Raw genomic sequence first — 23416 nt, forward strand, 5'->3', positions numbered from 1 at the left:
CACCCTCCTCCTTCTTTTAGGAACCTATTGTATGGCGAACCATGGGGTTGAGCCAAGGGAATGCCGCCAATAGGGCCAAGGCAATCAGAGTGACCCCTGCCGCCTGGCGAAATTTCTTCATATTGGACAACCGCACCATTAACGAGGTCATTATACCGACGCCCATGACGGCAGGCAAAGTACCTATGCCGAACGCCAACATGGTGAAGGTGCTGCGCACCACATCTCCGGTCGTCGCGGCGAGCGCCAACGCGGTATAGACCAGACCGCACGGCAGCCAACCCCAAATCATGCCGAAGATGAAAGCCTTGGGCAAGGTCTCCACCGGGATCAGGCGCCGGCCGTAAGGCTCGATTCTTTTCCAGATGATTCCGCCGGCCTTCTCGATGTAAGCGAATCGCGGAAACCAGCCGGCGATATGCAGACCCGCTCCGGCCATGATCAGTGCGGATATGATTTGCAAGATGCGATGCCCGTGCCCTTCTCCGAGCGGCATACTGAGAACATGATGAGCAAGACCCGCAAGCAGCCCCCCCAACGAGTAGCTGGCTATGCGCCCCAAGTTGTAGCTGAATACGAAGGGCATGAGCAGGGATTTTTGCTCGCGGATTTCCCGCCTCAAACTCAGGGTCAGCGAACCGATGATGGAACCGCACATCCCTAAGCAATGCAGGGAACTGAAAAGCCCCATCAGCAGGGCTACGAGATAGGACGTGCTGAACGCGGTTTCGAGATGGTGCATAAGGGGGCGAACGATAGCACAAAAACTTATAGGTATAACAGATCGGGCTTAACGATAAGCTGCCTCGGCGCGTATCCTGGAGAGCCCTTCGTCAGGCAACGTTCAGGCGAGTCGACGGGAGCGAATCGGGGGTCCCACAGTCAGATTAAGAACTGCCATCGCAGGAGAAATTCCATGAAACTGCGTTTTGCTGCTGTTTATTTTCTTTTCGCGAGTCTGGCCACGCCGGCAGGAGCCGCGACTCTTTATCGTTGGACGGATAATTCGGGCACTGTCCGCTACGGCTATCATCCACCCGCGGGCATGAATGCGACTCCGGCCGAGGACGAGCAGCGAAACCTTTATAAAGGCCCGATCGACGCGGTCTGCCGAAATCTCGCCAAGGACCATTTGCGCCGGATCGATCGGGAAATGGATCGAATAAAGAAGATGCCGGCCGGTTTGGGACCGGAGTACGAATTGACGCCTGCGGCCAAGCAAGAGTTGATTTTGGACTTGCTCGCTCATCGCGCCGCCCTATTGAGCGGCAGGAAGGCGTCCGAATTCAGGTCTCCGAGCGGGCAGGACATGGAACGGCTGAAGGAAAGATATCGGGAGGAGAAGGCCCGCTTGCAGCAAGCTTTGGAATCGAAAGACGAAACGATTCAAACCCAGCAAGATCAACTGGAACGGGCACGCCGGAAGGTCGAGGCCGCAAGGCATATCCCGATCGCGCCATATCCGATAGTGGTTCCGGGAAGCGTCCACCGCCGCTAATAGTCGACTATGGACGGATCAGTACCTTAAGGACGCCCGGCCTCTTGGCCAATTCGAAGGCTTCGACCGCACGAGCTAGAGAATATTCCGCATCGATCAACGGAGAGGGATCAACGGCTTTCTGCTCCAGCAAGCGCAGGGCCGAGTCGAAAGGACCGCAGCGAGAACCGAGCAGCGAAATCTCGTCCACGACCAAGGAAGAAAGATTCACGTTTACGCTGTCCCGATAAGTCGATTTCAACACCAGCGTGCCGCGCGGGCGGACGGCGCGCCGGGCAAGATCGAAACCGGCCGGCGAACCGGTCGCCTCGATGACGATGTCGTAATGTCGAGCGGGAATCTCGTCTTCGGCAATCAACCGGATTCCCCGACTCAGAAGCAGCGCTTTCTGCCGGGGATGTCGCGCCGAAACGCACAAATCGCAGCCGGTAAGCGTCAGCGTCTGAACAATGAGCTGTCCCAATCGGCCCGCTCCGATCAACAATATTCGATCGCCGGCATTTATCGATATTTGCCGCTGAATTTGCAGCGCCGCGGCGAGTGGTTCGGCAAAGACCGCCGCCTCATCCGGCACGGTGTCCGGCACCCGATGCAGATTCCGCAAAGGCAAGGTGAGATATTCGGCGAATGCGCCGCGCCGATCGCGGATACCGAGCACGGTACGGCGCGCGCAGTGGGTAGGAAGATTTCGCCGGCAGATCTCGCACTCTCCGCAAGAGACATTGATTTCACCGACTATCCGGCAGCCTATGAGCGTACCATCGGGCGAGTCGGCGACTTCGCCGACGAATTCATGTCCGGGAATGCCGGCGTAAGGATAATAACCCCGCACCAACTCCAAATCCGTGCCGCAGATGCCCGCGAGCCGCACCCGAACCAGCGCCTCGCCTGCGGGCGGGACGGGAATGGAAAGATCGTTACGAATGGAGAGCCGTCTGTCTTCCAGCCAAAGGGCTTGCATAGCGGGACTCGCGAGACGACAAGCCAGAGCTGACGTTTTAACTCGCCACCCTTCTGAACACGTTTTCGATCTGCGCCTGCACCTTTTCCGCCGCTTCGCGCGGATTGTCCGCGTCCCGGATCGGACGACCGACGACGATGTAATCAGCGCCATTCAAGAAGGCTTGCTCGACCGTCACGACCCGCTTCTGGTCGTCCGTCGGACGGTTTTCCACGGGACGAATGCCGGGTGAAATGACCAGCAGCTTTTCGTCGATCTCCCGCCGCAATGCGGGAACCTCAAGGCCCGAAGAAATCACGCCGTCGCAGCCCAAGGCCAAAGCGCGCCGGGCGCGGGAGAGAACCAAGCGCTGCACGTCGCACTCGAAGCCGAGATCCCTGAGATCGCCTTGATCGAGGCTGGTCAATACCGTGACGGCCAGAATCTTGAGATTGCCCTTGGCTTTCGCAGCGGCTTCCATGATCGCATCGTTACCGTGCACGGTGGCGAATTCGACGCCATGGGCGCTCAGGGCTCTAACTGCCCGCGCAACCGTTTCCGGCACGTCGAAAAACTTGAGGTCGGCGAAGATCTTCTTGCCCCGCTTCTTGAGCCATTCGATCAATTCGAAGTAGTCGCCGGCCATGAACAGTTCCAGCCCGATTTTGTAAAAACTCACCGAATCGCCCAAGGTTTCCACCAGATCCTTGGCTTCGGCCACGCTCGGCAGGTCCAGCGCCATGATGAGGCGGTCTCGGGAGGGAATGGGCTTTTTAGAAAGAGTGTCGGTCATGCTGTTCCTCGTTTTCGGGTCGTTCGGCCGCTGTGGTCTCGGTGTCGGCACTGTGATTGCTAGAATAACGCCTCCTCGAACCCAGGAGTCGCGAATGGTTTCCGTGCTGATGCAGATGGCCGTATTGATCCTGTGCGGCGCAATGTGGCGCATTATACGGCCTGGCGGGCTGGATGCCGATCAAACTCGCTTGGTGCTGACCGCTGTGGTATTTCATCTCTTGCTGCCGGCGCTGGTGCTTTCCGTGCTGTGGACGGCCGATTTAGGTATCGAGACGCTGAAGATCTCGCTGTTCGGCGCGGGAATCATTCTGTTCGGCATCGCCATCACCTGGCTGGCCGCCCGTCTCATCAAGCTGGCACCGCAACGCTTGGGCGCCGCGATGCTGAGCATCGCTTTCTCGAACGTAACCTACATGGGGCTTCCCGTGCTGGAGCAGACCTTCGGTACGTGGGCACGCACCATCGTCATTCAAATCGATTTGTTCGCATCCATGCCGCTGGTTTTTACCCTCGGCATCCTGATCGCCCGGTACTACGGTACGACGAACTCGGAAAACGGTTCGATGCTCCGCTCTCTCCTGCTCAATCCGCCGCTCTGGGCCGCGGCGGTCGCACTAGGCCTGAATTTCGCGGGCGTGGCGCAACCCGCCTGGATGGAGCGGTTTTTGATGGGCTTGTCTGCGGCCGTCGTGCCTCTCATGCTGATTTCACTGGGACTCGGCCTGCGCTGGAATTCCTGGCACAGCCGTAACCTGCCGCTCGCTTCGCTTGTCGTGGCGTTCAAAATGGGCGCCATGCCGTTGTTCGGTCTGGGGTTGGGACTCTCCCTGGGATTCGAGGGCGATACTCTGACAGCACTCGTATTGGAGGCCGCCATGCCGAGCATGCTGCTCGGCGTCGTTTATTGCGACCGCTACCGCCTCGACACCTCGTTCTACGCCCTGGCCGTCTCGCTGACCACGCTCTTCGCCATGGTCACCCTGCCCTTCTGGCATCATCGGGTGGCCGCCATACATTCCGGACATTGATCATGCAAAGACCTGTCGCAGAAATCTTTTCGCAAGGGGATGAAATCGTCACCGGCGAAATCACCGATACCAATTCGGCCTGGCTGTCGCGAAAGTTGACTGCACTGGGGTTTGACGTGGCCCGGCATACCGCGGTCGGCGACCGGCTGGAAGCGTTGGTCGATTTGCTCCGCGAAATCGCCGGGCGCGCCGATCTATGCATTTGTACCGGCGGATTGGGACCGACCTGCGACGATCTCACCGCCGAAGCAGTCAGCCAGGCTTTCGGCCCGCCCCTCGAACTGGACGAAGACGCGCTGGCTCAGGTCGAGTCTTATTTCATGCGATTCGGACGCGCGATGCCGGACATCAACAGGAAGCAGGCACTCCTCCCGCGCGGCTCGGAGCGTCTCGACAATCTTTGGGGCACCGCTCCCGGCTTCGCCCTCACGGCCGGCCGTTGCCGCTTCGTCTTCATGCCCGGCGTGCCCGGCGAGATGAAGGCGATGTTCCGTCGCTGGATCAAACCGGATCTGCACCGTCGCTTTCGGTTATGTCCGGCGCGGCTGGTGGTATTGAACACTGTGGGCATGGGCGAATCGAGTCTACAGGAGCGTCTCGATCGAATCGCCTTGCCGCCCGAGGTAAAACTCGGCTTTCGCGCCGGCGGACCGGAAAACCAGGTCAAGCTGCTGTTTCCCGCCGATTTCTCCGAGACCGAGATCAACGACATCGCAAAACGCGCCGCCGACGCAATCGGGGATGCAGTATTTGCTATCGGCGGCTCAGGGGAAGCGGAAAACGACATAGCTTCGGTGGTCGGCCGCGAACTCGCCGCGCGCCGGTCGACACTTCATGTCGTCGAAACTCTGAGCGGAGGCAAGCTGGCCAACCGCTGCGCCGGCGAGCCCTGGTTCCGCGGAGCGGTCGTGATCCCGGATTCGGCCGGCCTGTGCCGATATTTCGGCGTGGAGCCGTCCGACGATCTTGCCCGGGCCGCAGCATGGATTGCCCCGCGTCTACGGGAGCAAGGCGCGGATCATGCGCTTGCTCAAATCGCCTACTACACCCGCGACAAGCTACACGACGAAACCGCAACGATCGAAGTCCATTTCATCCTTGCGGCTCCCGATGGCGTCTGGCGGCAAACTCGGACTATAGGCGGCGGTACCGCACGTAAACAATCCACCGTCACGGCGCTTAGTTTCGATCTCTTGCGCCGGTACTTCCAGAAAAAACCAGGTCTCCACGCCTTGTAAATCAGCACGAAGCGGCCGTCTCAAGCCCTGCTGACGACTCGTCGCTCGGTCAGCAATCGGTTCAGCACGGCGCGATTCTTAAGAAGATCCGCCAACGTATACCGATTCAGAACTTCCTGAAAGGCCGAGACCGCTTCCTGGAGTACCTTTTTCAGGGTGCAGCCCGGAATGATTCGGCACAAACTGCGTCCGGGATCAAGGCATTCCACAACGTGGAAGTTGCTCTCCATGTGGCGTACGACCTCGCCGATATTGATCTCCTCGGGAGGGCGTCCGAGCTCTATCCCGCCATGCTTTCCGCGCGTGCTCTTGACATAGCCCTTTGCGGACAGCTCCTGAACGACCTTCATCAAATGGTTGTGAGACATATCGAACACGCTGGCGATCTCGGCGATAGTCACCATGCGTTCGGTATGTATGCCGACATACATCAGCACTCTTAAAGCGTAATCGGTGTAACGGGTCAGCTGCATTTAGCACCTCGAATGGACAATTAGAGCCGTTTTACGATACCGATTGGGTTAAGGCAAATGCGGCACAAAAGTTTCGACTCAATAATTTCTTGACTTTTTCGGTCATGCCGTCTTGAAATATAAACATGCATGTGCGATACATTAGAACCGTAATCATGTATTTAATATGCATGATAAACAAGATGCCATAAGAGATGCATCAATTTTTTGGGCCGACGTCAGGTCCGGAAACGGACTGGAACCCTTTATTAGGAGTGTGACTATGAGTCTCTCGTGTATTCTCCGACGAACGTCATCGTTTCTCTCATCACCTTTGCTGTTGGCGATCTTTTTTATCCCGATCGCGCAAGCGGAGTATGTCCCTGCCAAAACCGATTCGGTTTCGGGGAGCACCCATCGCATCACCTTGCGTGCAGCCCCCTTACCGTCCGGGCAATTCGGCTATCAGATGGTGAGCCATAAGATCCAGACTGCTGGTGGCCAAACCGAGGATGTCACTGCGCGGTACAGCGACAAGCCGACCATTCCGGGCCCTGCCATCGTCATGACCGAGGGCGATGTTGCGGAAATCACCCTGGAAAACGGCATCCCCAACACCGATCAGCCCGTCAGCCTGCACGTGCACGGGGTGCATTTCGATATCCGCAGCGACGGCACGATGAAGATGCTCAACGGCGTTGCCGACGAAGCCGCCTTCCCCGGCAAGCCGTACACCTACAAATGGACCGCAGCGCCGGGTACCGCCGGCACCTGGCCGTATCACGACCACACCTTCGGCAATCCCATGCTCGGAGCCGAGGACAAGGGACTGTTCGGTACCCTGATCGTCAATCCGCGTAGCGGAAAGGTGCCGGCACTCATCAACGGCAAGATCGAGGATGTGAATGTCGGCGATATCAAACGCGAGTTCGTCCTGTGGATGCACGAAACGACATTCTGGGGGATGGAAGTCAATAACATCCTCAAGGGCAAGCAGGTTCCGCTGTGGACCAATCCCACGGTGGGCGCGCGTCTCGGCGAGAAAGTCCGCTTCCACGTGATCGGGCTGGGAACCGCCTTCCACACCTTCCATTTGCACGGGCACCGTTGGCTCAACCCCGGCACCACCCATGTCGTCGATACGGTCAACATCGGACCGATCAGCCGCGACACGTTCGTCGTCCAAGCCGGCGAAGGCGTCGGCACCGGCGACTGGCACTTCCACTGCCATGTCATCCAGCACATGCAGGCCGGCATGATGGGTGACTTCAAAGTCGTCAAGTAAGCTCTATCAAAATCACATCAAAACAAGAGGTTATGAATATGAATAAGTTTCGCAAACTGACCACCGCCATTGCCGTGAGTCTCGGAACCATGAGCTTGACGCCCATCGTGAGCGCCGAAACAGCCTCGTCCGAAGACGACGTCATTCTCAGCGTTCCGGGCGTCATGCCGGTCGGCGCGCTGGAAATGACCGACGAGCCCGGTCGGTGGTTCAAAGACCCGACGGATGGCGACAGCCTGGTCGTGGTCAAACCCGGCGACGCGGTCTTGATCAAGATGACCGACGTCAACGCCGAACACACGATTACCAGCCTGTTGTGGCAGCCCGGCGCCGCCAAGTTCCCGGTCGACCAGGACAAGCCGTCGAGCGCCAGCGTCACACAAACGTTCGATAAACCCGGCCTGTACGTATTTACCTGCAAGGTCCATCCCTACATGTTTGGCGCCGTCGTAGTGGATGACCCCAATACGGAAGGGCTGGATCTGGGCAGCGAAATCCAGCTCGTCACCGGGGCAAAAGTGCCGACCACCAGCGATATCGCCAAGAAGCTGCTTCGGACCTTCTTCGTTGCCACCACGCCGTCGCTCTGGCGTGACTATTCCAAACCGAACTGGGACCTAAAGCTCCCGTCCATCCCCCTGAATCTGGGCGGAACCGTCATCAGCCTGGATGCGCTGAACGTATCCATGCCGAACAAGTTGTCCAATCCGGCTACGCCCGGTGTCGGCGAGGTCTGGGTGAACGCTCAGTTCGAGACCATCAAGGGCAAGAGCAAGCCGGGTTCCGCCACACAAGTTGACGCAGCGAACTGGACCATCAAGAAAAAGGTCAAGGGCGTCGACATCAATATGAACAATCCTCACAACATGTGGACGGACAGGTCCTACAAGTACATCTATCAAACCGAATGGTTCGATAAGCGCTTGGTCACCTTCGACCGTGAAACCGGACAGATTTACGGCGCTCTGACGGTCGGCCAATCGCCTTCTCATGTCATGTCGCGACCGTCGGATGACAGCCTGACCGTGGCACTCAACGGCGAAGACCGCGTATTGAAGCTGACCGGAGGCAAGCACCCGACGGCTCAGGACAGCGTTAACACTGGCCCGAACTCCGGACCCCATGGCCATCACGTGACCCATGACGGCAAATACGCGCTGACGCCGAATGCCTTGGCGGGCTCCGTATCCATCGTCGATCTGGACAGCGGCCAGGCCTCCACCGTGCCGAACGTGGGCGTGATTCCCATCGCCATCTGGGGCGACGCGACCGACAAGGCCTATGTAGCCAACCTGCTAGGCACGCCGCCGCTGCTCAGCACCCTGAGCGTGATCGACATCAAGAGCAAGCAGAAGATCAAGGACATCGATCTCGCTGCGGATTACGATCCGATCAGCGGCAAGACGACAGGCGAAGCGTATGGCCTGCTGCCGATCCAGACCCCGATCAGCCCGGACGGAAAATACGTGGTCACGGCCAACACCCTGAGCGCAACCATTACCATCACCGACACGTCGACTCACAAGGTGGTCAAGAGCCTGCCCTGCGAGCCGGGCTGCCATGGCGTCAACTTCGGCATGAAAAAAGGCGGTGGCTACTACGCCTATGTCGCCAGCAAGTTCGCCAACGATCTCATCGTGGTCGACATGGACAAGCTTGAAGTCGCCGGCCGCGTGATGCTCGCCGACGCCAAGGATGCCGATATCGTCGGCAACAACGGCATGGGCGGCCAAGGCGTCCTGCCGCTGCCTGTCGCCGATCACGGCTGGATCGAGCAAACCGCCAAACTGGCCGGCTCGGGCCAGCTCAGCGCCGAGGTCGAGTCTTGGCTGGGCGCTCTGACGACCGCTCAACGCGGAATTGAATTATCCGGAAAGATCGTGCAATCAGAGGGCAAGCACTGATCCGGAAACGGTTCCTCTTTTTCCAAAGTTAGGAGCTCTCCGCCCGCTCAAGCGACACTACGGCACTTGAGCGGGCGTCTTTTCGTTTCGACGACATCCCTTCACACGCTACCCCGAGTCGCGGATTCGGCCGCAGACTCGACTTTATTCCGGCTTTCACGGATACCAAGACTCACGAGCCCTCTCTAACGGTATGATCGGGGGATCCGTCAGGAGGAGATTCAGTGATGCCTTTCACTCGCCGTCTGAGATTCTCGGTCGCGCTGCTGTGCATCGGACTCTTCGGCACAGCGGCTCACGCCGACGAATATGCCGCCAAACGCCAGGCTCTGATCGATGAAATCCGGCGCGAAACCCGCTGGGTCAGCAGCGAAATCGGCAAAACCGAGTTGGATGCCCAAGTCCTGGCCGCCATGGGGAAGGTTCCCCGGCACGAGTTCGTGAGCGAGGATCTGCGCAGTATCGCGTATGCGAACCGGCCTTTGCCCATCGGTTACGGACAAACCATTTCCCAGCCTTTCATCGTGGCACTGATGACCGATCTGCTGCGCGTCAAACCGGATGAAACGGTGCTCGAAATCGGCACTGGTTCCGGCTATCAGGCGGCCGTCCTGGCGGAATTGGCCGAGCGGGTCTACTCCATCGAGATTGTGCCGGAATTGACCCAAATGGCGACGGAACGTCTGAAACGGCTGGGCTACGCCAAGGTTGAGACCAAGACCGGCGACGGCTATTACGGCTGGCCGGAACACGCGCCTTTCGATGCCATCATCGTCACCGCCGCCCCCACGCAAATTCCGCCGCCGCTGGTGCAACAGCTCAAGCCGGGCGGCCGCATGATCATACCGGTCGGCGGACAATTCCTGCTGCAGTATCTGGTGCTCGTCGAGAAAAGCGAACAGGGCAAGATCTCGACTCGGCAGATCGTGCCGGTGCAATTCGTGCCTTTGACGGGCGCTCATTAGACATGGTCGATTCCGCGATCGAATCTCGCCGCGACGAGGAGCGCGCGCGCCATGAAGCGCCGCCGCGGCTGCTCTTGCTCTCCGTTTCGCTGATTTCGGCTGCGGCGCTGGTCTATGAAATCCTCTTGATGCGGCTTTTTTCCATTATCCAATGGCATCACTTTGCCTACATGATGATCAGCTTGGCGCTGCTCGGCTACGGCGCGAGCGGAACGTTCCTGACGCTCGCACGGGAATATTTGTTGCCCCGTTTCGGTGCCGCATTCGTTCTCAACGCGGCTTTGTTCGGCTTGAGCGCGACATTGTGCTTTCTGGCCGCGCAGCAAGTGCCCTTCAATGCGCTGGAAGTGCTTTGGAGTCCGCGGGAATGGGGGCATCTCGTTCTGATCTACCTTATCCTGACGCCGCCCTTCTTTTTCGCGGCCAACTGCATCGGCCTGACCTTCCAGCGCTACAAAGCGACGATAGGCCGCACCTATGCGGCCGATCTCTCGGGAGCGGGAACAGGCGCTTTGGCGGTCGTTCTTCTGCTGTTCCTGGTGTTTCCGTTGAATGCGCTGGTCCTCGCGAGCGGAGCGGGATTTGCGGCCGCGTCCTTGGCCTGGATTGCGTTGGGAATGCGTCCCCGCGAACTGATCGCGCCTTTAGTTGCGGTGATTGCCGCTCTGTGGCTTCTGGTTCATTGGAGCGGTGCGGAACTCCGGCCGGTGGAATACAAAAGCCTCTCCCAGGCATTGCGCGTGTCCGGAGCGGAGCGAATCGAGGAACGTTCCAGCCCGCTCGGGCTGCTCAGCGTGGTGCGCAGCCCCGAAGTACCGTTCCGCCATGCGCCGGGGCTCAGCCTGAACAGCCCGGTTCCGGTGCCGGAGCAACTGGCGGTGTTTACCGACGGCGAAGGCATGAGCGCCATCAATCGTTGGGATGGAAGCCGAGGCAGCCTCGCTTTTCTCGATTACGTGCCGTCCGCCCTGCCGTATCACCTGTTGCCCCGGAAGCCGAAAGTCCTCGTTTTGGGCGCGGGCGGGGGCAGCGAAGTGCTTCAGGCGATCTATCACGATGCGGAACGCATCGACGCCGTGGAACTCAATCCGCAAATGATCGACCTGGTATCCCGCGATGTTGCCGATTTTGCCGGGCAGGTTTACGGTCAGCCCTCGGTTCGCGTACATGCGGCCGAGGCGAGGAGTTTCGTCGCCGCGTCGGCGGAGCATTACGATTTGATTCAAATTGCCTTGCTGGACGCCTTCAACACCTCGTCGGCGGGTTCGTATGCACTGAACGAAAGCTATCTCTATACGGTTGAGGCCCTGCAAGCCTATTTGGCGCACCTGAGATCCGGAGGTTTTCTGGCCATCACCCGCTGGGTCCGCCTGCCGCCCCGTGACGAGATCAAGCTGTTCGCGACCGCTGCCGATGCCTTGGCGCGTGCCGGCGCGAGCGCGCCGGAACGGCGCTTGATCTGGATCCGCGGCTGGCAGACCAGCACTCTGTTGATCAAGAACGGCGAAATTTCCGATCCGGAGATCGCCGCGCTGCGGCAGTTCTGCGACGAACGCTCATTCGACCTTGCCTACTATCCCGGCATCGAAGCACAGCAAGCCAATCTCCACAACCGGTTGAAAGAACCTTATTTCTTCGAAGCGGCGACGGCCTTGCTGAGTCCCGAACGGGAATCGTTTACAGAGCGCTACAAGTTCGATGTCCGTCCAGCCACCGACGACCGGCCGTATTTCTTTCACTTCTTCAAATGGCCGCTTCTAGCGGAAGCCTTCAAGCTGAAAGGGTCGGGAGGACTTTCGCTGCTCGACATGGGCTATCCGATCCTGCTGGCAACGCTGCTCCAATCAGTGATCATCAGTACCTTGCTGATCCTGGCCCCGCTCGGGGTCTTGATGCATCGGAGCGACGGCGGGCTGAAAAATAGCCGACGATCCCCGGTTTTCGGCTATTTCTTCGCGATCGGCCTGGCATTCATGTTTACGGAAATCGTTTACATACAGAAATTCATTCTTTACCTGGGTCATCCGCTCTATGCCGTGGCGATGGTACTCGCAGGATTTCTGATCTTCGCCGGACTGGGAAGCCGATATGCGGCGAGGATTACGCCCCAACAGGCCGGAATGCATATTTCTCGGGCTACCAAAGCGATTATTGCGGTCTCCGCAGTTTATTTCTTAACGCTACCATCGCTGTTTGATGTATCCATCGCCCTTCCCGCCCCTATCAAAGTGACGGTCGTCCTCGCCCTTATCGCGCCGTTGGCGTTTTTTATGGGCATGCCTTTTCCGCTAGGGCTTTCGCGGCTGGCGGCCGAGGCGGAGCGGCTGATTCCCTGGGCTTTCGGAATCAACGGCTGCGCATCGGTCATCGCCGCCATTCTGGCCACGGTATTGGCCATTCACGTCGGTCAGTTCTGGCTATTGGTCGCCGCCTTGTCGCTTTACGGACTGGCGGGTTTTGCGGGGCCCCATCGGGGTTGAGATCGATGCACCGGCTTTCCGACGTTTCGGCCGGCCCGTGCCACGCTCAGGAACCCAAATGTCTCCGTCACGTCTAAGATTCGGATAGGAATGTATCCGCCGCTTTGCTTCAAGGATGAGAGGCGGTTTTTTTCATTGAATTCATGTTTTGCCGATACGAAGCCCAAGCTTCGCAAGGACGCGAGGTTCTGTCATGAAGTATCTGCTTGTCATCGCCATGTCATTGCTGGCCGGCTGCGCACCGATATTACGCGAGGAGCCCTTGACCAGCCGGATCTATCCCCCCACGGCCGAGATCGATATTCTGGATTCCTGGCCCGAAAACAGGGCGTTCATCGAAATCGCGGAGATTACGGCCCGTGCCGACCGGGAGACCGTAGGCGCAATCGTCGATCGAGCCAAAGCGGCCGGTGCCGATGCCGTCCTCTTCGGACCGCCCTACCATTACGGCGATGTGGTCATATTGTTTGCCGGCGGCAACATCGGCGGACATCAGGCGGGAGGGATCAACACGGTTCCCATGACGCGAATCCAGGCTCGGCTGATCAAATATCTGCCATGACCGATGTCGTCCACGATCCGATCACTGGCAACTCGAAGTCTTGAACTGTGACCCGGTATCCGGCTTCCTCAGCCGATGCTCGGCAATCACGCGGGTGATGTCCTCCAGCCTCACCGGCTTGATGAAGTGGTGGTCGAAACCGGCCGTGAGGCAGCGGTAACGGTCCTGATCCTGGCCGTAGCCACTGATGGCGATCAACAGGGCCTGCCGGATCTGAGGCATGGCGCGCAACTTCTGCGCCACTTCGCAGCCGTCCATCACGGGCAGCCCGATATCCAGCAAGACCACATCCGGGGCGAATCTCTGCGCAACCGCGAGAGCTGTAGGGCCATCCGGCGCCCGCTCGACCTCGCATCCTTCCAACTCGAGCAGCAAAGACAATCCCTCGACGGCATCCGCATTGTCGTCAACCACCAGCACGCGCAGAGCAGCGCGTTTTTCCGCATCGGTATCGTCCGCTGGCTTGGCTGTCGATTGCTCCGCCGGCTTATCGGATAGCAACGGCAACCGGACGATAAATTCGGAACCCTTGCCGATACCCTCGCTCTTTGCCTCGACACTGCCGCCGTGCAAATCGACCAATTGTTTCACAAGGCTGAGCCCGATGCCCAACCCACCTTTCGCACGATCCAAAGAACGGTCGGCTTGGGCGAAAAGGTCAAAAATGCGGGGCAACACCTCCGGACTGATCCCGACACCTGCATCCCGCACCCGGATGACGGCCTGTCCGTTCTCCGTTGCCGCCGTCAGCCAAATCTGTCTGTTCGGCTCGGAATATTTGGCGGCATTGTTGAGCAAATTCGATACGACTTGCGCGATTCGGATCTGGTCGCCTTCGATCCAGACCGGCTCGGAAGGCAGGGATAGGCTGATGCTGTGGCCGTGAGCCTGAATCAGCGGCCGGCTCGTTTCCATGGCGTGGTTGACGATGGTGGCCAGTTCCAGCGGCTGCTTGTTCAAGGTGACCTTTCCGCGGCTGATGCGGGACACGTCCAACAAATCGTCGACCAGCCGGGTGAGATGCTTCGTCTGCCGCTCGATGACATCTCTGGCCCAAGCGTACTGCGGTCCGTCGCCGCTGGTTCGATGCAGGATCTGTACGGCGCTCATGATCGGCGCCAGCGGGTTGCGCATTTCGTGCGCCAGCGTGGCCAAGAATTCATCCTTTTGCCGGTCGGCGGCAGTCAACTCTTCGGTCTTACGGATCAGCTCATCCTGTAGCTTTTTCATTTCGGTAATGTCGAGATTCATGCCCGCCCAGGCCGTCACCTTGCCTTCGGCGTTCCGGATCGGGACGCCGCGACTCAAAATGTGTCGGTAAGAGCCTTCCGCGCTCCGGATACGATATTCGTAATCCCAGAAGCAGCCGGTTTTGACGCAGTACCTCCAATGATCCAGGATGGGCTGCAGGTCCTCCGGATGCACACGCGAGGTCCAACCGACGTGTATGCACTCGTCCAGCGTCATCCCGGTCATTTTCAAGAACGAATCGCTCAAGTAGCGGATATCGCCGTTCGGCTCGCAGATCCAGGCTCCGAAAGGGATCGACTCGCCGATTGCACGATAGAGCGCCTCCGATTCGGCGAGAGCAGCCTCCGCGCGGCGGCTTTCAGTGACATCCCGAAAAATCAGAATCACGCCCAATAACCGGCCGTCCATGCCTCGTATGGGCGCAGCGCTGTCGCTGATCGGAATTTTCCGTCCGTTTCTCGCAATCAGCACCGTATGATTCGCGAGACCGACGACGGCGCCGGTTCTCAGTACCTTTTCGACGGGGTTTTCGATCGGATTGAGCGTCTCCTCGTTAACGACGCGAAACACGTTCTCCAGCGGCTGGCCGCGCGCTTCATCCTGAATCCATCCGGTCAGCGATTCCGCAGTCGGATTGAACAGTTCTATACGACCCCCGGTATCGGTGACGACGGCCGCATCGCCGATGCTGGTCAAGGTCACGACAAAACGATCGCGCTCGACGCGGAGCTGTTCTTCGGCCTGCTGGCGTCTGAAAATCTCGTCCTCCAATCGCTGTCGCGCCTGCAACTCGCGCCGCACGAGCCCGGTGCGCCATAAATGGACCAGTAGGACGATGGCAAGTCCCACTACGACAAAAGCGCCTAGCGGAATCCATTCGTCAGCCCCCTCGCCCCTCGGCGAACCAACCGGAGTTATCGCGAGATAAGTACCCAGCACGGCGCCCGATAACGTGGCCAGCAGCCCTGGGCCGAATCCGCCGTAAAGAGCGCCTATCAGCACCGGCAGCAGAAAGGGCATCACTATGGGCGCGCCTTGATACGATGGGCGCAGGAGCAATATGGCCAGCGCTACGGCAACCGCTGCGCCGAACGATAGGGCATACGCCGATACGGACGAGAGCTTGGAGTGAACCATGACGAGAATCCTGTCTCCATCAAATGGCGAGATTCCGGTTAGCGGATATCGCACCCGGGCAGCGGCCATGCCGGGCAATCCGCATCGTCGGCCCGATGTTAACACGGTTCGGCCGGCGAATCGCTCGCATCACTCATCGCCCGCCAGTGAACCCCGGATAGTCGGCTAAGCCGCCTATCCGCCGAGTTCAAGAAAATGAACGTTTAGCGCCTTGGAAACAGCATCCTCGCCGCGGCCAAGGCACGAAAGCCAAGATTTAAGTCAAACCGCTCTTCAGCCGCTCCATGGCCTTCTGAAGATTGGCCATGCTGGTGGCGATGGAGAGGCGCACATGACCCGGAGCGCCGAAAGCGGAGCCCGGAACCACGGCGACGCCGCCGTGCTCGATGAGATGCTCCGATAGGCCCAAGTCGTCGGAAATTCCCGGCATGCGGTCGATCACGCCCTGCACATTGGGAAGGACATAGAAGGTCCCGTCGGTTTCGAGACAGGATACGCCGGGAATGCTGTTCAACTCGCTCACCACGTAATCGTGCCGTTCCTTGAAGGCCTTGACCATCTCGCCGATAAAGGACTGATCGCCGGTCAAAGCGATTTCTGCGGCCACCTGAGAGATGGACGTGGGGTTGGATGTGCTTTGCGACTGGATATTGGTCATCGCCTCGATCAGCTTCGCGGGTCCCGCCGCATAGCCGATACGCCAGCCGGTCATGGAATAGGCTTTGGATACGCCGTTCAAGACCACGGTGCGGTCGTACAGCTCCGGGCAGACATTGAGAATATTGCAGAAGCTGCCGGCCTTCCAGACGATGTGCTCGTACATGTCGTCGGTGGCGACAACCACGTCCGGATAGTCTTTCAACACCTCGCCGAGGGCTTTAAGCTCCGCTTCGCTGTACGCCATGCCGGTCGGGTTGGACGGGCTGTTGATCACGAACAACCGGGTTTTCGGCGTCAGCGCCGCCTTGAGTTGGGCGGGCGTGATTTTGAACTTCTGCGACTGCGGCGCGTCGATAATGACGGGGACGGCGCCTGCCAAAAGCACCATGTCCGGGTAGGACACCCAGTACGGCGCCGGAATGATGACTTCGTCGCCCGGATTCAACAGCGCTTGCGCCAGGTTGTAAAAGCTCTGCTTGCCGCCGCAGGATACCAACACTTGCTTGACGTCGTAGTCGAACCCGTTTTCCCGCTTGAACTTTGCGACCACCGCCTTCTTGAGGCCGGGCGTACCGTCGACCGCCGTATATTTGGTGAAACCGTCCTGAATGGCCTTGATGGCAGCCTGTTTGATATGCTCGGGGGTATCGAAATCCGGCTCGCCGGCTCCGAGGCCCACGATGTCTTTGCCGGCGGCGCGCATGGCGGCCGCTCTCGCGGTCACGGCCAAGGTAGGTGAGGGTTTGATCGACTGTACGCGGTCGGAAAGTTTAATGTTCATTGTGTCGAGTTAAAGATTGGTCAAATAGGTCAGGCTTTATGCCGCAAAAAATGATACTCGATGAAACCTTGCCCCTGAATCCCACCAGGGGAAAAAGTTTCGATCTTCATAGCCAATTCAAGCCGTCCGGCGATCAACCGGAAGCGATCCGGCAACTGATCGAAGGTCTCGGCGACGGCTTGTTACACCAGACTCTCTTGGGCGTCACCGGTTCCGGAAAAACCTTCACCGTCGCCAATGTCATTCAGGCCGTGCAGCGCCCGACGCTGATCCTGGCGCCGAACAAGACGCTGGCCGCCCAGCTTTACGGGGAAATGAAGGAATTTTTCCCGGAAAACTCCGTGGAATACTTCGTTTCCTATTACGACTACTATCAGCCAGAAGCGTACGTCCCGGCTTCCGATACCTATATCCAGAAGGACGCCTCGCTCAACGAGCATATCGAGCAGATGCGCCTGTCGGCCACCAAGGCGCTGATCGAGCGGCGCGACACGATCATCGTGGCGACCGTGTCCTCAATCTACGGCTTGGGCGAGCCGGCCTCCTATTTCAGCATGGTGCTGCATCTGGTGCGCGGGGACATGATCGATCAGCGGACGATCCTGCGCCGCCTGGCCGAATTGCAATACACCCGCAACGAAACCGAGCTGCGCCGCGCCACCTACCGGGTGCGGGGCGATGTGATCGACGTGTTTCCGGCGGAATCCGAAAGGGAGGCGCTGCGCATCGAGTTGTTCGACGACGAGATCGAACGGCTATCGCTGTTCGATCCCCTGACTGGGGAGATCATCTCCCGCATCGCCCGCTACACGGTCTATCCCAAGACCCATTACGTCACGCCGCGGGAAAAAATCATGGAAGCCGTGGACCAGATCAAGGCCGATCTCAAGGTACGGCTGGAGGATCTGCGGTCTTTGAACAAGCTGGTCGAAGCCCAGAGGCTGGAACAGCGCACGCTGTTCGATCTCGAAATCATGCTGGAAGTCGGCTATTGCTCGGGCATCGAGAACTATTCGCGCTATCTCTCCGGCCGCGCGCCGGGCGAACCCCCGCCCACCCTGTTCGATTACCTGCCGGCCGATGCCTTGCTGGTGATCGACGAGAGCCACGTCACCATTCCGCAGCTCGGCGCCATGTACCGGGGCGACCGCTCGCGCAAGGAGACGCTGGTCGAGTACGGTTTCCGCCTGCCCTCCGCCCTGGATAACCGGCCGCTCAAGTTCGAGGAGTTCGAGGCCCGTTCGCCGCAGCGCATCTACATTTCGGCGACGCCGGGACCGTACGAACTCAAGCATTCCGGAGCGGTCATCGAGCAGGTGGTGCGACCTACCGGCCTGGTGGACCCCGAGGTTGAAATACGCCCTGCCCTGAGCCAGGTGGAAGACCTGCTTTCGGAAATTCGCGAGCGCATCGCCCGCAGCGAACGGGTGCTGGTCACGACGCTGACCAAGCGCATGGCGGAAGATTTGACCGAATATCTGTTCGAGCACGACATCGCCGTGCGTTACCTCCATTCCGACGTCGAAACCGTGGAGCGCGTCGAGATCATCCGCGACCTCCGGCTCGGTCGGTTCGACGTGCTCGTGGGCATCAATCTGCTGCGGGAAGGACTGGACATCCCCGAAGTCTCGCTGGTCGCCATCCTCGACGCCGACAAGGAAGGTTTCCTGCGGTCTACCGTTTCGCTCATTCAGACCATCGGCCGTGCCGCCCGCAACCTTCGCGGGAAGGCAATCCTCTATGCGGACACGGTCACCGGCTCGATCCAGCGGGCGATCGAAGAAACCGAACGCCGCCGTGCCAAGCAGATCGACTACAACAAGCGAACGGGCCTCACCCCGACCGGTATCTCGAAGCGCGTGACGGACATCCTGGAAGTCCCGATACCGGGCGCTTTACAAACGGGTTCCGGGAAAAAGAAGCTGGCCAAAGTGGCCGAGAAAGGCGCCGACTACCACGCGGTAAAACCGGCGGAAGCCGCCAAGCTGATCAAGCAGCTCGAAGAAAAGATGTACACCCACGCCCGCGAACTCGAATTCGAGGAAGCGGCACGATTGCGCGACGAAATTCGGCGGATTCAGGCGGAAGTGTTTTCCGGGGCATAGGCGTACGCTCAAAAGCCGCTCAAAGACAGTAAGAAAGAAACGCGTTTCGGGTTATTCGATCCAAATCATCCTTTCCGGCATTATCTTTCGTCTCAGCACTCTGGTTGCTGATTTCCATGGTCAAATCGGACATCTCGATCGAGCTATATTGGACTCTGGATGGATACCGTGTCGTGGTCTGGTCGAGCGGAAAGATCGCTTACGCCAGGACCTATGCTTTACGCCAGGTCGCACTGAAGGCTTGCAAACGGCTGGCGAAATCGCTGACTGCTCCGCCGGAAGGCCAGGACCGCCGCCCCGAGTAATCGAATGTCGGAAAACCGGCGACCTCAAGCATTGCGAACCGCACGTCCGAATTCCTCGATGGCTTGATCGGACAAGGGATGATCGCCCATTTCGAGCAACAGGGGCAAAGGAATGGTGACGTGATGAGCGCCCGCGACCACGGCCTGCACCACCTCGCTAGCGGATTTCAGGCTCGCGACCAGAATCGTGGTCGGCGTGCCGCAGGCATCGACCACCGCGCGCATCTCCGAAACCAGCGCCGCGCCGTCGCCTTGAAGACGCGTGCTGCGGTTCACATAGGCGATCGAATACGCCACGCCCGCCTCGCAGGTGAGATATGTCTGCGCGGAACTGTAGCTGGCGGTCATGCCTACCTTGACGCCTTCTTTGGCGAACTTCGCGGCCAGCGCCAGATTTTCGGTGGTCATCCCGATCTTCAGCGCCACATTGGGCCTCAGGGCCAGGAAACGCCGCGCTTCCGCCTCTCGTTCGGACACCGTCGGCGCGGTCAGTTGATAGAAAACCGGACCGGGACAAATATCGGCCAATTCGGCGATCACATCCTCCGGCTTGCGGTCGACTTTCGCCATCAAGGTCGGATTAGTGGTGATTCCGGCGACGAAGCCGAGCGCCATCGCCTGGCGTGCGTCGGCGGGGAAAGCTGAGTCCAGAAACAGGGACATCGTGTTCTCCTCATAAGGTTAAATCTATCGGCAAAGGATTGCCTTCCTACGGCTGGGCCGTTGTAGGTCGGGAGTCCTTTCCCGACGTAGGGTTCGTCGGCAAAGGATTGCCGACCTACCACAGCCATCGGCCTGTGCTGATTGTTTTTTTATTGAATCGCGCCGATGACTTCGCGGATGTCTTCCATCACCCAGGTCGGCGCATAATCGAGGTCGGCCAAGTGCGCCCGCGTGGAAATGCCCGAAAGCACCAAAATGCTCCGAATGCCTGCGCGCACGGCACCGAGGATGTCGGTGTCCAGGCGATCGCCCAAGGCGACGGTTTCTTCGGGCGGCACCTGCAAGCGCTCCATCGCCAGTTGATACATGATGGGCTCGGGCTTGCCGATGATGGTGGGTTCGATACCCGTGGCGGCTTGCAAGGCCGCCAAGACCGCGCCGTTGCCGTGGGTCATGCCATGCTCGGTCGGAAGAGAAGTGTCGGGATTGGTGCCGATAAACTTCGCTCCGGCGCGAAGGTTCAGGGTGGCGGTGGCCAGCTTGTCCCACGACAGGGTTCGGTCCAGGCCGCAGACCACGTAATCGGCATCCTTTTCGTAGAGTTCCGCCAGGCGGAAGCCGTTTTCGAGCAAAGCCCGGCACACGCCGTCCTCGCCGATGGGGAACACCTTGGCACCGGCCGGCGCGTGCTGCTTGAGATACAGCGCGGCGGCGAGGCCGGAACCGATCACCTGCTCCCGGTCGACGCCAACGCCCATGCGGGCGAGCTTGGCGACGTACTGCTCCGGCGTGTTGCTGGCGTTGTTTGTGGCCAATACGAAACGGATGTCACGGGCCCGCAGGGTCTCGAAAAACTCCACCAGTCCGGGCATCGGGCGATCGCCCTCCCAGAGCACGCCGTCCATATCGATGATCAGGGCGCGAATGTCGTTGAGTGTCATGAGATCGATTCTCGATTATGGATTGCCGATCGAAGCGCGCCTAAATTACCCTTTGATGGCCGGCTCGTCGATACTTGGCCGCTTTTCAAAAACCGTAAACAACCCCGAAGAGTAGTCCCATGTCAGCAAGCACCACTCAAATCAAGGCCTACATCCAGGCTGCCGATGCCGTCATCCGCGAACACGCCGAAGAAGTCACCGAACTCGACCAGGCGATCGGCGATGGCGATCATATCGCGAACCTGCAGCGGGGCCTGGCCGCATTGGACGCGTTGGCGGAAGAGCTCGGGCGAATGGATTGGTCCGCCGCCTTCCAGAAAATCGGCATGAGCCTCATGAGCAGCGTGGGCGGGGCTTCCGGTTCGCTCTACGGCACGTTCTTTCTGTCCATGAGCAAGGCCATGCGGGACAAGGACATGAACCTACCCAATCTGGCCGAAGCCTTCAGCCAGGGCGTCGAATCGGTCAAACAGCGGGGCAAGGCCGATTTGGGCGAAAAAACCATGCTCGACGTCTTGATACCAGTGGCGAACGCTTTGCGACAGGCAGCGCGAGAGTCTTGGGAATTGCCGCAAGCTTTGGAAACGGTCAACCGCGTAGCCGGGGCAGGCTGCGAATCGACCCGCGACATGATCGCCACCAAGGGACGAGCCTCGTTCCTCGGCGAACGCGCCCGCGGCCATATCGATGCAGGGGCGAGGACCAGTCAGTTGATCATCGGGGCGATCGGGGACGTGCTGGCGAAGAGCTCACAGTAGACCCCTCCGCGGCTTGTTAGGTATCCCGGGAACCTTCTTACAGCTTATAGCCACTTGATTTCTACCTCTGCCCCCAGGGATTCGAGCACGTGCCGGATTCCCTCAACGCCCTTGTCAGAAGGAAGAGTTAAAGATACAAGCTCTCTGGCCATTATGCGGCGAGCCAGACGCTTCGCTTCAAGTCGTGGTTGCTGCCCAAACTCCACAAGCCGGGGCACCAATTGGTAGCGTGCTTTACCATCCCAATCTGTCCATGATCGGTTTGCATCCCAACTCAATACAGTAATTTTGATGCCGTTTTTCACAATTAGGACCTAATTCCATTCGGCATTCGAGTGAACACTCATCGTAGGGTGGGTTAGCGAAGCGTAACCCACCGATTCGAGGCCGCTCGGTGGGTTACGGCCTCGCGGCCTACCCCACCATCGATGGGTTTCGCTTCGCTCTACCCCTCCTACAAAATGAATGCCTTATTGAAAGCGATTTGGAGTAAAACGTTCTCAACATCCCCACCTCAACGCCGCCGTATGTACCGGCGCATCCCACAACCTGATCATCTCTTCGTCCAGCAGAGTCAGCGTGACGGAGCAGCCCGCCATGTCCAGCGACGTGGTGAAATTGCCGACCAGCGAACGGACGATGCTCACTCCGCGCTGATCCCAGAACTGGCGAGCCAGATCGTAGACCAGATAAAGCTCCATCAGCGGCGTCGCGCCGAAGCCGTTGACGTGCAGCAGGGCCGGCTGGCCTTTGGCAGGTTTCAGCTCGCCGTCGATGGCTTGCGTCAGGTGCTCGACGATTTCCGAAGCGCTGGCCAGAGCCATGCGCTCCCTGCCCTTCTCCCCGTGTATGCCCACGCCCATTTCCATTTCATTGTCGGCGATCTCGAAGGTGGGCTTGCCCAGGGCCGGAACGGTACAACTGGTCAGCGCCACGCCCATGGATGCCGTCGCCCGCACGACCCGCTCTCCCAGCGCCTTGCACCTGGCGAGATCCATGCCCGTTTCCGCCGCCGCGCCCACGATCTTTTCGACGATAGTCGTGCCCGCCACTCCGCGCCGGCCCATGCCCTGGTGCTCGGGGATGGAGACATCGTCGTGCACCAGTACGGTCTCGTGGGGGCAGTCGAGCATTTCCGCCGCGATCTCGAAATTCATCACATCGCCGGCGTAATTCTTGACGATGAACAATACGCCGCCGCCGTTTTCCGTGGCCTCCGCGGCGGCGAGCATCTGATCGGGCGTGGGCGAGGTGAATACCTGTCCCGGACAGGCCGCGTCCAGCATGCCTAAACCGACGAAACCGGTGTGCAAGGGCTCGTGCCCGGAACCGCCGCCCGAAATCAGCGCCACCTTGCCCGGTACGCGCGGCGCGATGCGGACCATATAGCGGGGTTCCGGATTGAAGCGAACGATATCGGCATGCGCCAGCGCAAAGCCGCGCCCGCTTTCATCCAGCAAACTCTCGACAGTGTTGATGAATTTCTTCATGGGATTCCTTAAGACGTTCGATAACTCGTTAACTGAAGCGGCCCGCGGGCCTGGATAGCGTGCCTGAAAGCAAACCATCGGGCCCTCTTCGGGTCAAGCTTTGTCCGAACGGGTGCATGTCGGCAAAGGATTGCCGACCTACTTAGCGACGCCCTTTCGTAGGTCGGCAATCCTTTGC

The 23416-nt window shown here is 59.3% G+C and carries 20 protein-coding genes; 11 read left to right on the top strand and 9 right to left on the bottom strand.

Annotated elements, in window-relative coordinates:
- Nucleotides 1–16: 16 nt before the first annotated feature.
- Nucleotides 17–742, bottom strand: coding sequence for a sulfite exporter TauE/SafE family protein (locus ACR2TX_RS02325; protein ID WP_434131056.1), 726 nt, complete (start codon nt 740–742; stop codon nt 17–19).
- A 174-nt stretch (nt 743–916) separates the two neighbouring features.
- Between ACR2TX_RS02325 and ACR2TX_RS02330 the strand changes: the two genes are divergently transcribed.
- Nucleotides 917–1498 (top strand): DUF4124 domain-containing protein, encoded by a 582-nt coding sequence (locus ACR2TX_RS02330; RefSeq protein WP_434131059.1) that lies wholly within the window; start codon nt 917–919, stop codon nt 1496–1498.
- 7 nt (nt 1499–1505) lie between these two features.
- Here the strand turns inward: ACR2TX_RS02330 and ACR2TX_RS02335 are convergent, their stop codons facing one another.
- A complete protein-coding gene (locus ACR2TX_RS02335; protein ID WP_156880195.1) occupies nt 1506–2459 on the bottom strand; it encodes an MDR/zinc-dependent alcohol dehydrogenase-like family protein in 954 nt (317 codons plus the stop codon).
- Between the two features lie 37 nt (nt 2460–2496).
- The gene (gene pyrF / locus ACR2TX_RS02340) at nt 2497–3231 is read right to left on the bottom strand and encodes an orotidine-5'-phosphate decarboxylase (RefSeq protein WP_434131062.1); all 735 of its coding nucleotides are present in this window, start codon (nt 3229–3231) and stop codon (nt 2497–2499) included.
- A gap of 94 nt (nt 3232–3325) precedes the next feature.
- Here pyrF and ACR2TX_RS02345 point away from each other — a divergent pair, with 94 nt between their 5' ends.
- Together ACR2TX_RS02345 and ACR2TX_RS02350 are read left to right on the top strand one after the other, a co-directional pair.
- A complete protein-coding gene (locus tag ACR2TX_RS02345; RefSeq protein WP_434131064.1) occupies nt 3326–4261 on the top strand; it encodes an AEC family transporter in 936 nt (311 codons plus the stop codon).
- A gap of 2 nt (nt 4262–4263) precedes the next feature.
- Nucleotides 4264–5499, top strand: a complete 1236-nt coding sequence (locus tag ACR2TX_RS02350; RefSeq protein ID WP_434131067.1) for a competence/damage-inducible protein A — start codon at nt 4264–4266, stop codon at nt 5497–5499.
- A gap of 20 nt (nt 5500–5519) precedes the next feature.
- Here ACR2TX_RS02350 and ACR2TX_RS02355 read toward each other — a convergent pair whose 3' ends face one another.
- The gene (locus ACR2TX_RS02355) at nt 5520–5972 is read right to left on the bottom strand and encodes an Rrf2 family transcriptional regulator (protein ID WP_133717683.1); all 453 of its coding nucleotides are present in this window, start codon (nt 5970–5972) and stop codon (nt 5520–5522) included.
- Between the two features lie 262 nt (nt 5973–6234).
- On the opposite strand from ACR2TX_RS02355, the gene ACR2TX_RS02360 reads away from it, so the two are divergent.
- The 5 genes from ACR2TX_RS02360 to ACR2TX_RS02380 all read left to right on the top strand — a co-directional run bounded on the left by ACR2TX_RS02360 (nt 6235) and on the right by ACR2TX_RS02380 (nt 13147).
- Entirely contained in the window at nt 6235–7236 is a 1002-nt protein-coding gene (locus tag ACR2TX_RS02360; RefSeq protein WP_077728396.1) for a multicopper oxidase domain-containing protein, read from the top strand.
- A 38-nt stretch (nt 7237–7274) separates the two neighbouring features.
- Nucleotides 7275–9140: a hypothetical protein gene (locus tag ACR2TX_RS02365; protein WP_077728539.1), complete on the top strand. Its 1866-nt coding sequence runs from the start codon at nt 7275–7277 to the stop codon at nt 9138–9140.
- Between the two features lie 227 nt (nt 9141–9367).
- Nucleotides 9368–10105 carry a protein-L-isoaspartate(D-aspartate) O-methyltransferase gene (locus ACR2TX_RS02370; protein ID WP_434131070.1) on the top strand — a complete coding sequence of 246 codons (738 nt, stop codon included), beginning with the start codon at nt 9368–9370 and terminating at the stop codon, nt 10103–10105.
- Nucleotides 10106–10107: 2 nt separating this feature from the next.
- Nucleotides 10108–12585, top strand: a complete 2478-nt coding sequence (locus tag ACR2TX_RS02375) for a spermidine synthase (protein ID WP_434131072.1) — start codon at nt 10108–10110, stop codon at nt 12583–12585.
- 193 nt (nt 12586–12778) lie between these two features.
- Nucleotides 12779–13147, top strand: a complete 369-nt coding sequence (locus ACR2TX_RS02380; protein ID WP_077728399.1) for a hypothetical protein — start codon at nt 12779–12781, stop codon at nt 13145–13147.
- 21 nt (nt 13148–13168) lie between these two features.
- Here the strand turns inward: ACR2TX_RS02380 and ACR2TX_RS02385 are convergent, their stop codons facing one another.
- Both ACR2TX_RS02385 and ACR2TX_RS02390 read right to left on the bottom strand, forming a co-directional pair.
- Nucleotides 13169–15535: a PAS domain S-box protein gene (locus ACR2TX_RS02385; RefSeq protein WP_434131075.1), complete on the bottom strand. Its 2367-nt coding sequence runs from the start codon at nt 15533–15535 to the stop codon at nt 13169–13171.
- A gap of 256 nt (nt 15536–15791) precedes the next feature.
- Nucleotides 15792–16976, bottom strand: coding sequence for a pyridoxal phosphate-dependent aminotransferase (locus ACR2TX_RS02390; protein ID WP_077728401.1), 1185 nt, complete (start codon nt 16974–16976; stop codon nt 15792–15794).
- 50 nt (nt 16977–17026) lie between these two features.
- Between ACR2TX_RS02390 and uvrB the strand changes: the two genes are divergently transcribed.
- Both uvrB and ACR2TX_RS02400 read left to right on the top strand, forming a co-directional pair.
- Nucleotides 17027–19081 carry an excinuclease ABC subunit UvrB gene (gene uvrB / locus ACR2TX_RS02395; RefSeq protein WP_086135230.1) on the top strand — a complete coding sequence of 685 codons (2055 nt, stop codon included), beginning with the start codon at nt 17027–17029 and terminating at the stop codon, nt 19079–19081.
- A 116-nt stretch (nt 19082–19197) separates the two neighbouring features.
- The gene (locus tag ACR2TX_RS02400; protein WP_434131078.1) at nt 19198–19386 is read left to right on the top strand and encodes a hypothetical protein; all 189 of its coding nucleotides are present in this window, start codon (nt 19198–19200) and stop codon (nt 19384–19386) included.
- 24 nt (nt 19387–19410) lie between these two features.
- Here the strand turns inward: ACR2TX_RS02400 and ACR2TX_RS02405 are convergent, their stop codons facing one another.
- Nucleotides 19411–20049, bottom strand: coding sequence for a transaldolase family protein (locus ACR2TX_RS02405; RefSeq protein WP_434131080.1), 639 nt, complete (start codon nt 20047–20049; stop codon nt 19411–19413).
- A 149-nt stretch (nt 20050–20198) separates the two neighbouring features.
- Nucleotides 20199–20990: an HAD-IIA family hydrolase gene (locus ACR2TX_RS02410; protein WP_077728404.1), complete on the bottom strand. Its 792-nt coding sequence runs from the start codon at nt 20988–20990 to the stop codon at nt 20199–20201.
- A 119-nt stretch (nt 20991–21109) separates the two neighbouring features.
- Between ACR2TX_RS02410 and dhaL the strand changes: the two genes are divergently transcribed.
- Nucleotides 21110–21748, top strand: a complete 639-nt coding sequence (dhaL, locus tag ACR2TX_RS02415) for a dihydroxyacetone kinase subunit DhaL (protein ID WP_086135189.1) — start codon at nt 21110–21112, stop codon at nt 21746–21748.
- 500 nt (nt 21749–22248) lie between these two features.
- Here dhaL and dhaK read toward each other — a convergent pair whose 3' ends face one another.
- On the bottom strand, nt 22249–23238 hold the full coding sequence (dhaK, locus tag ACR2TX_RS02420) for a dihydroxyacetone kinase subunit DhaK (protein WP_434131082.1): 990 nt from the start codon (nt 23236–23238) through the stop codon (nt 22249–22251).
- Nucleotides 23239–23416: the final 178 nt, after the last annotated feature.

It is taken from the genome of Methylocaldum sp. GT1BB (assembly GCF_051027545.1).
Lineage (GTDB): Bacteria > Pseudomonadota > Gammaproteobacteria > Methylococcales > Methylococcaceae > Methylocaldum.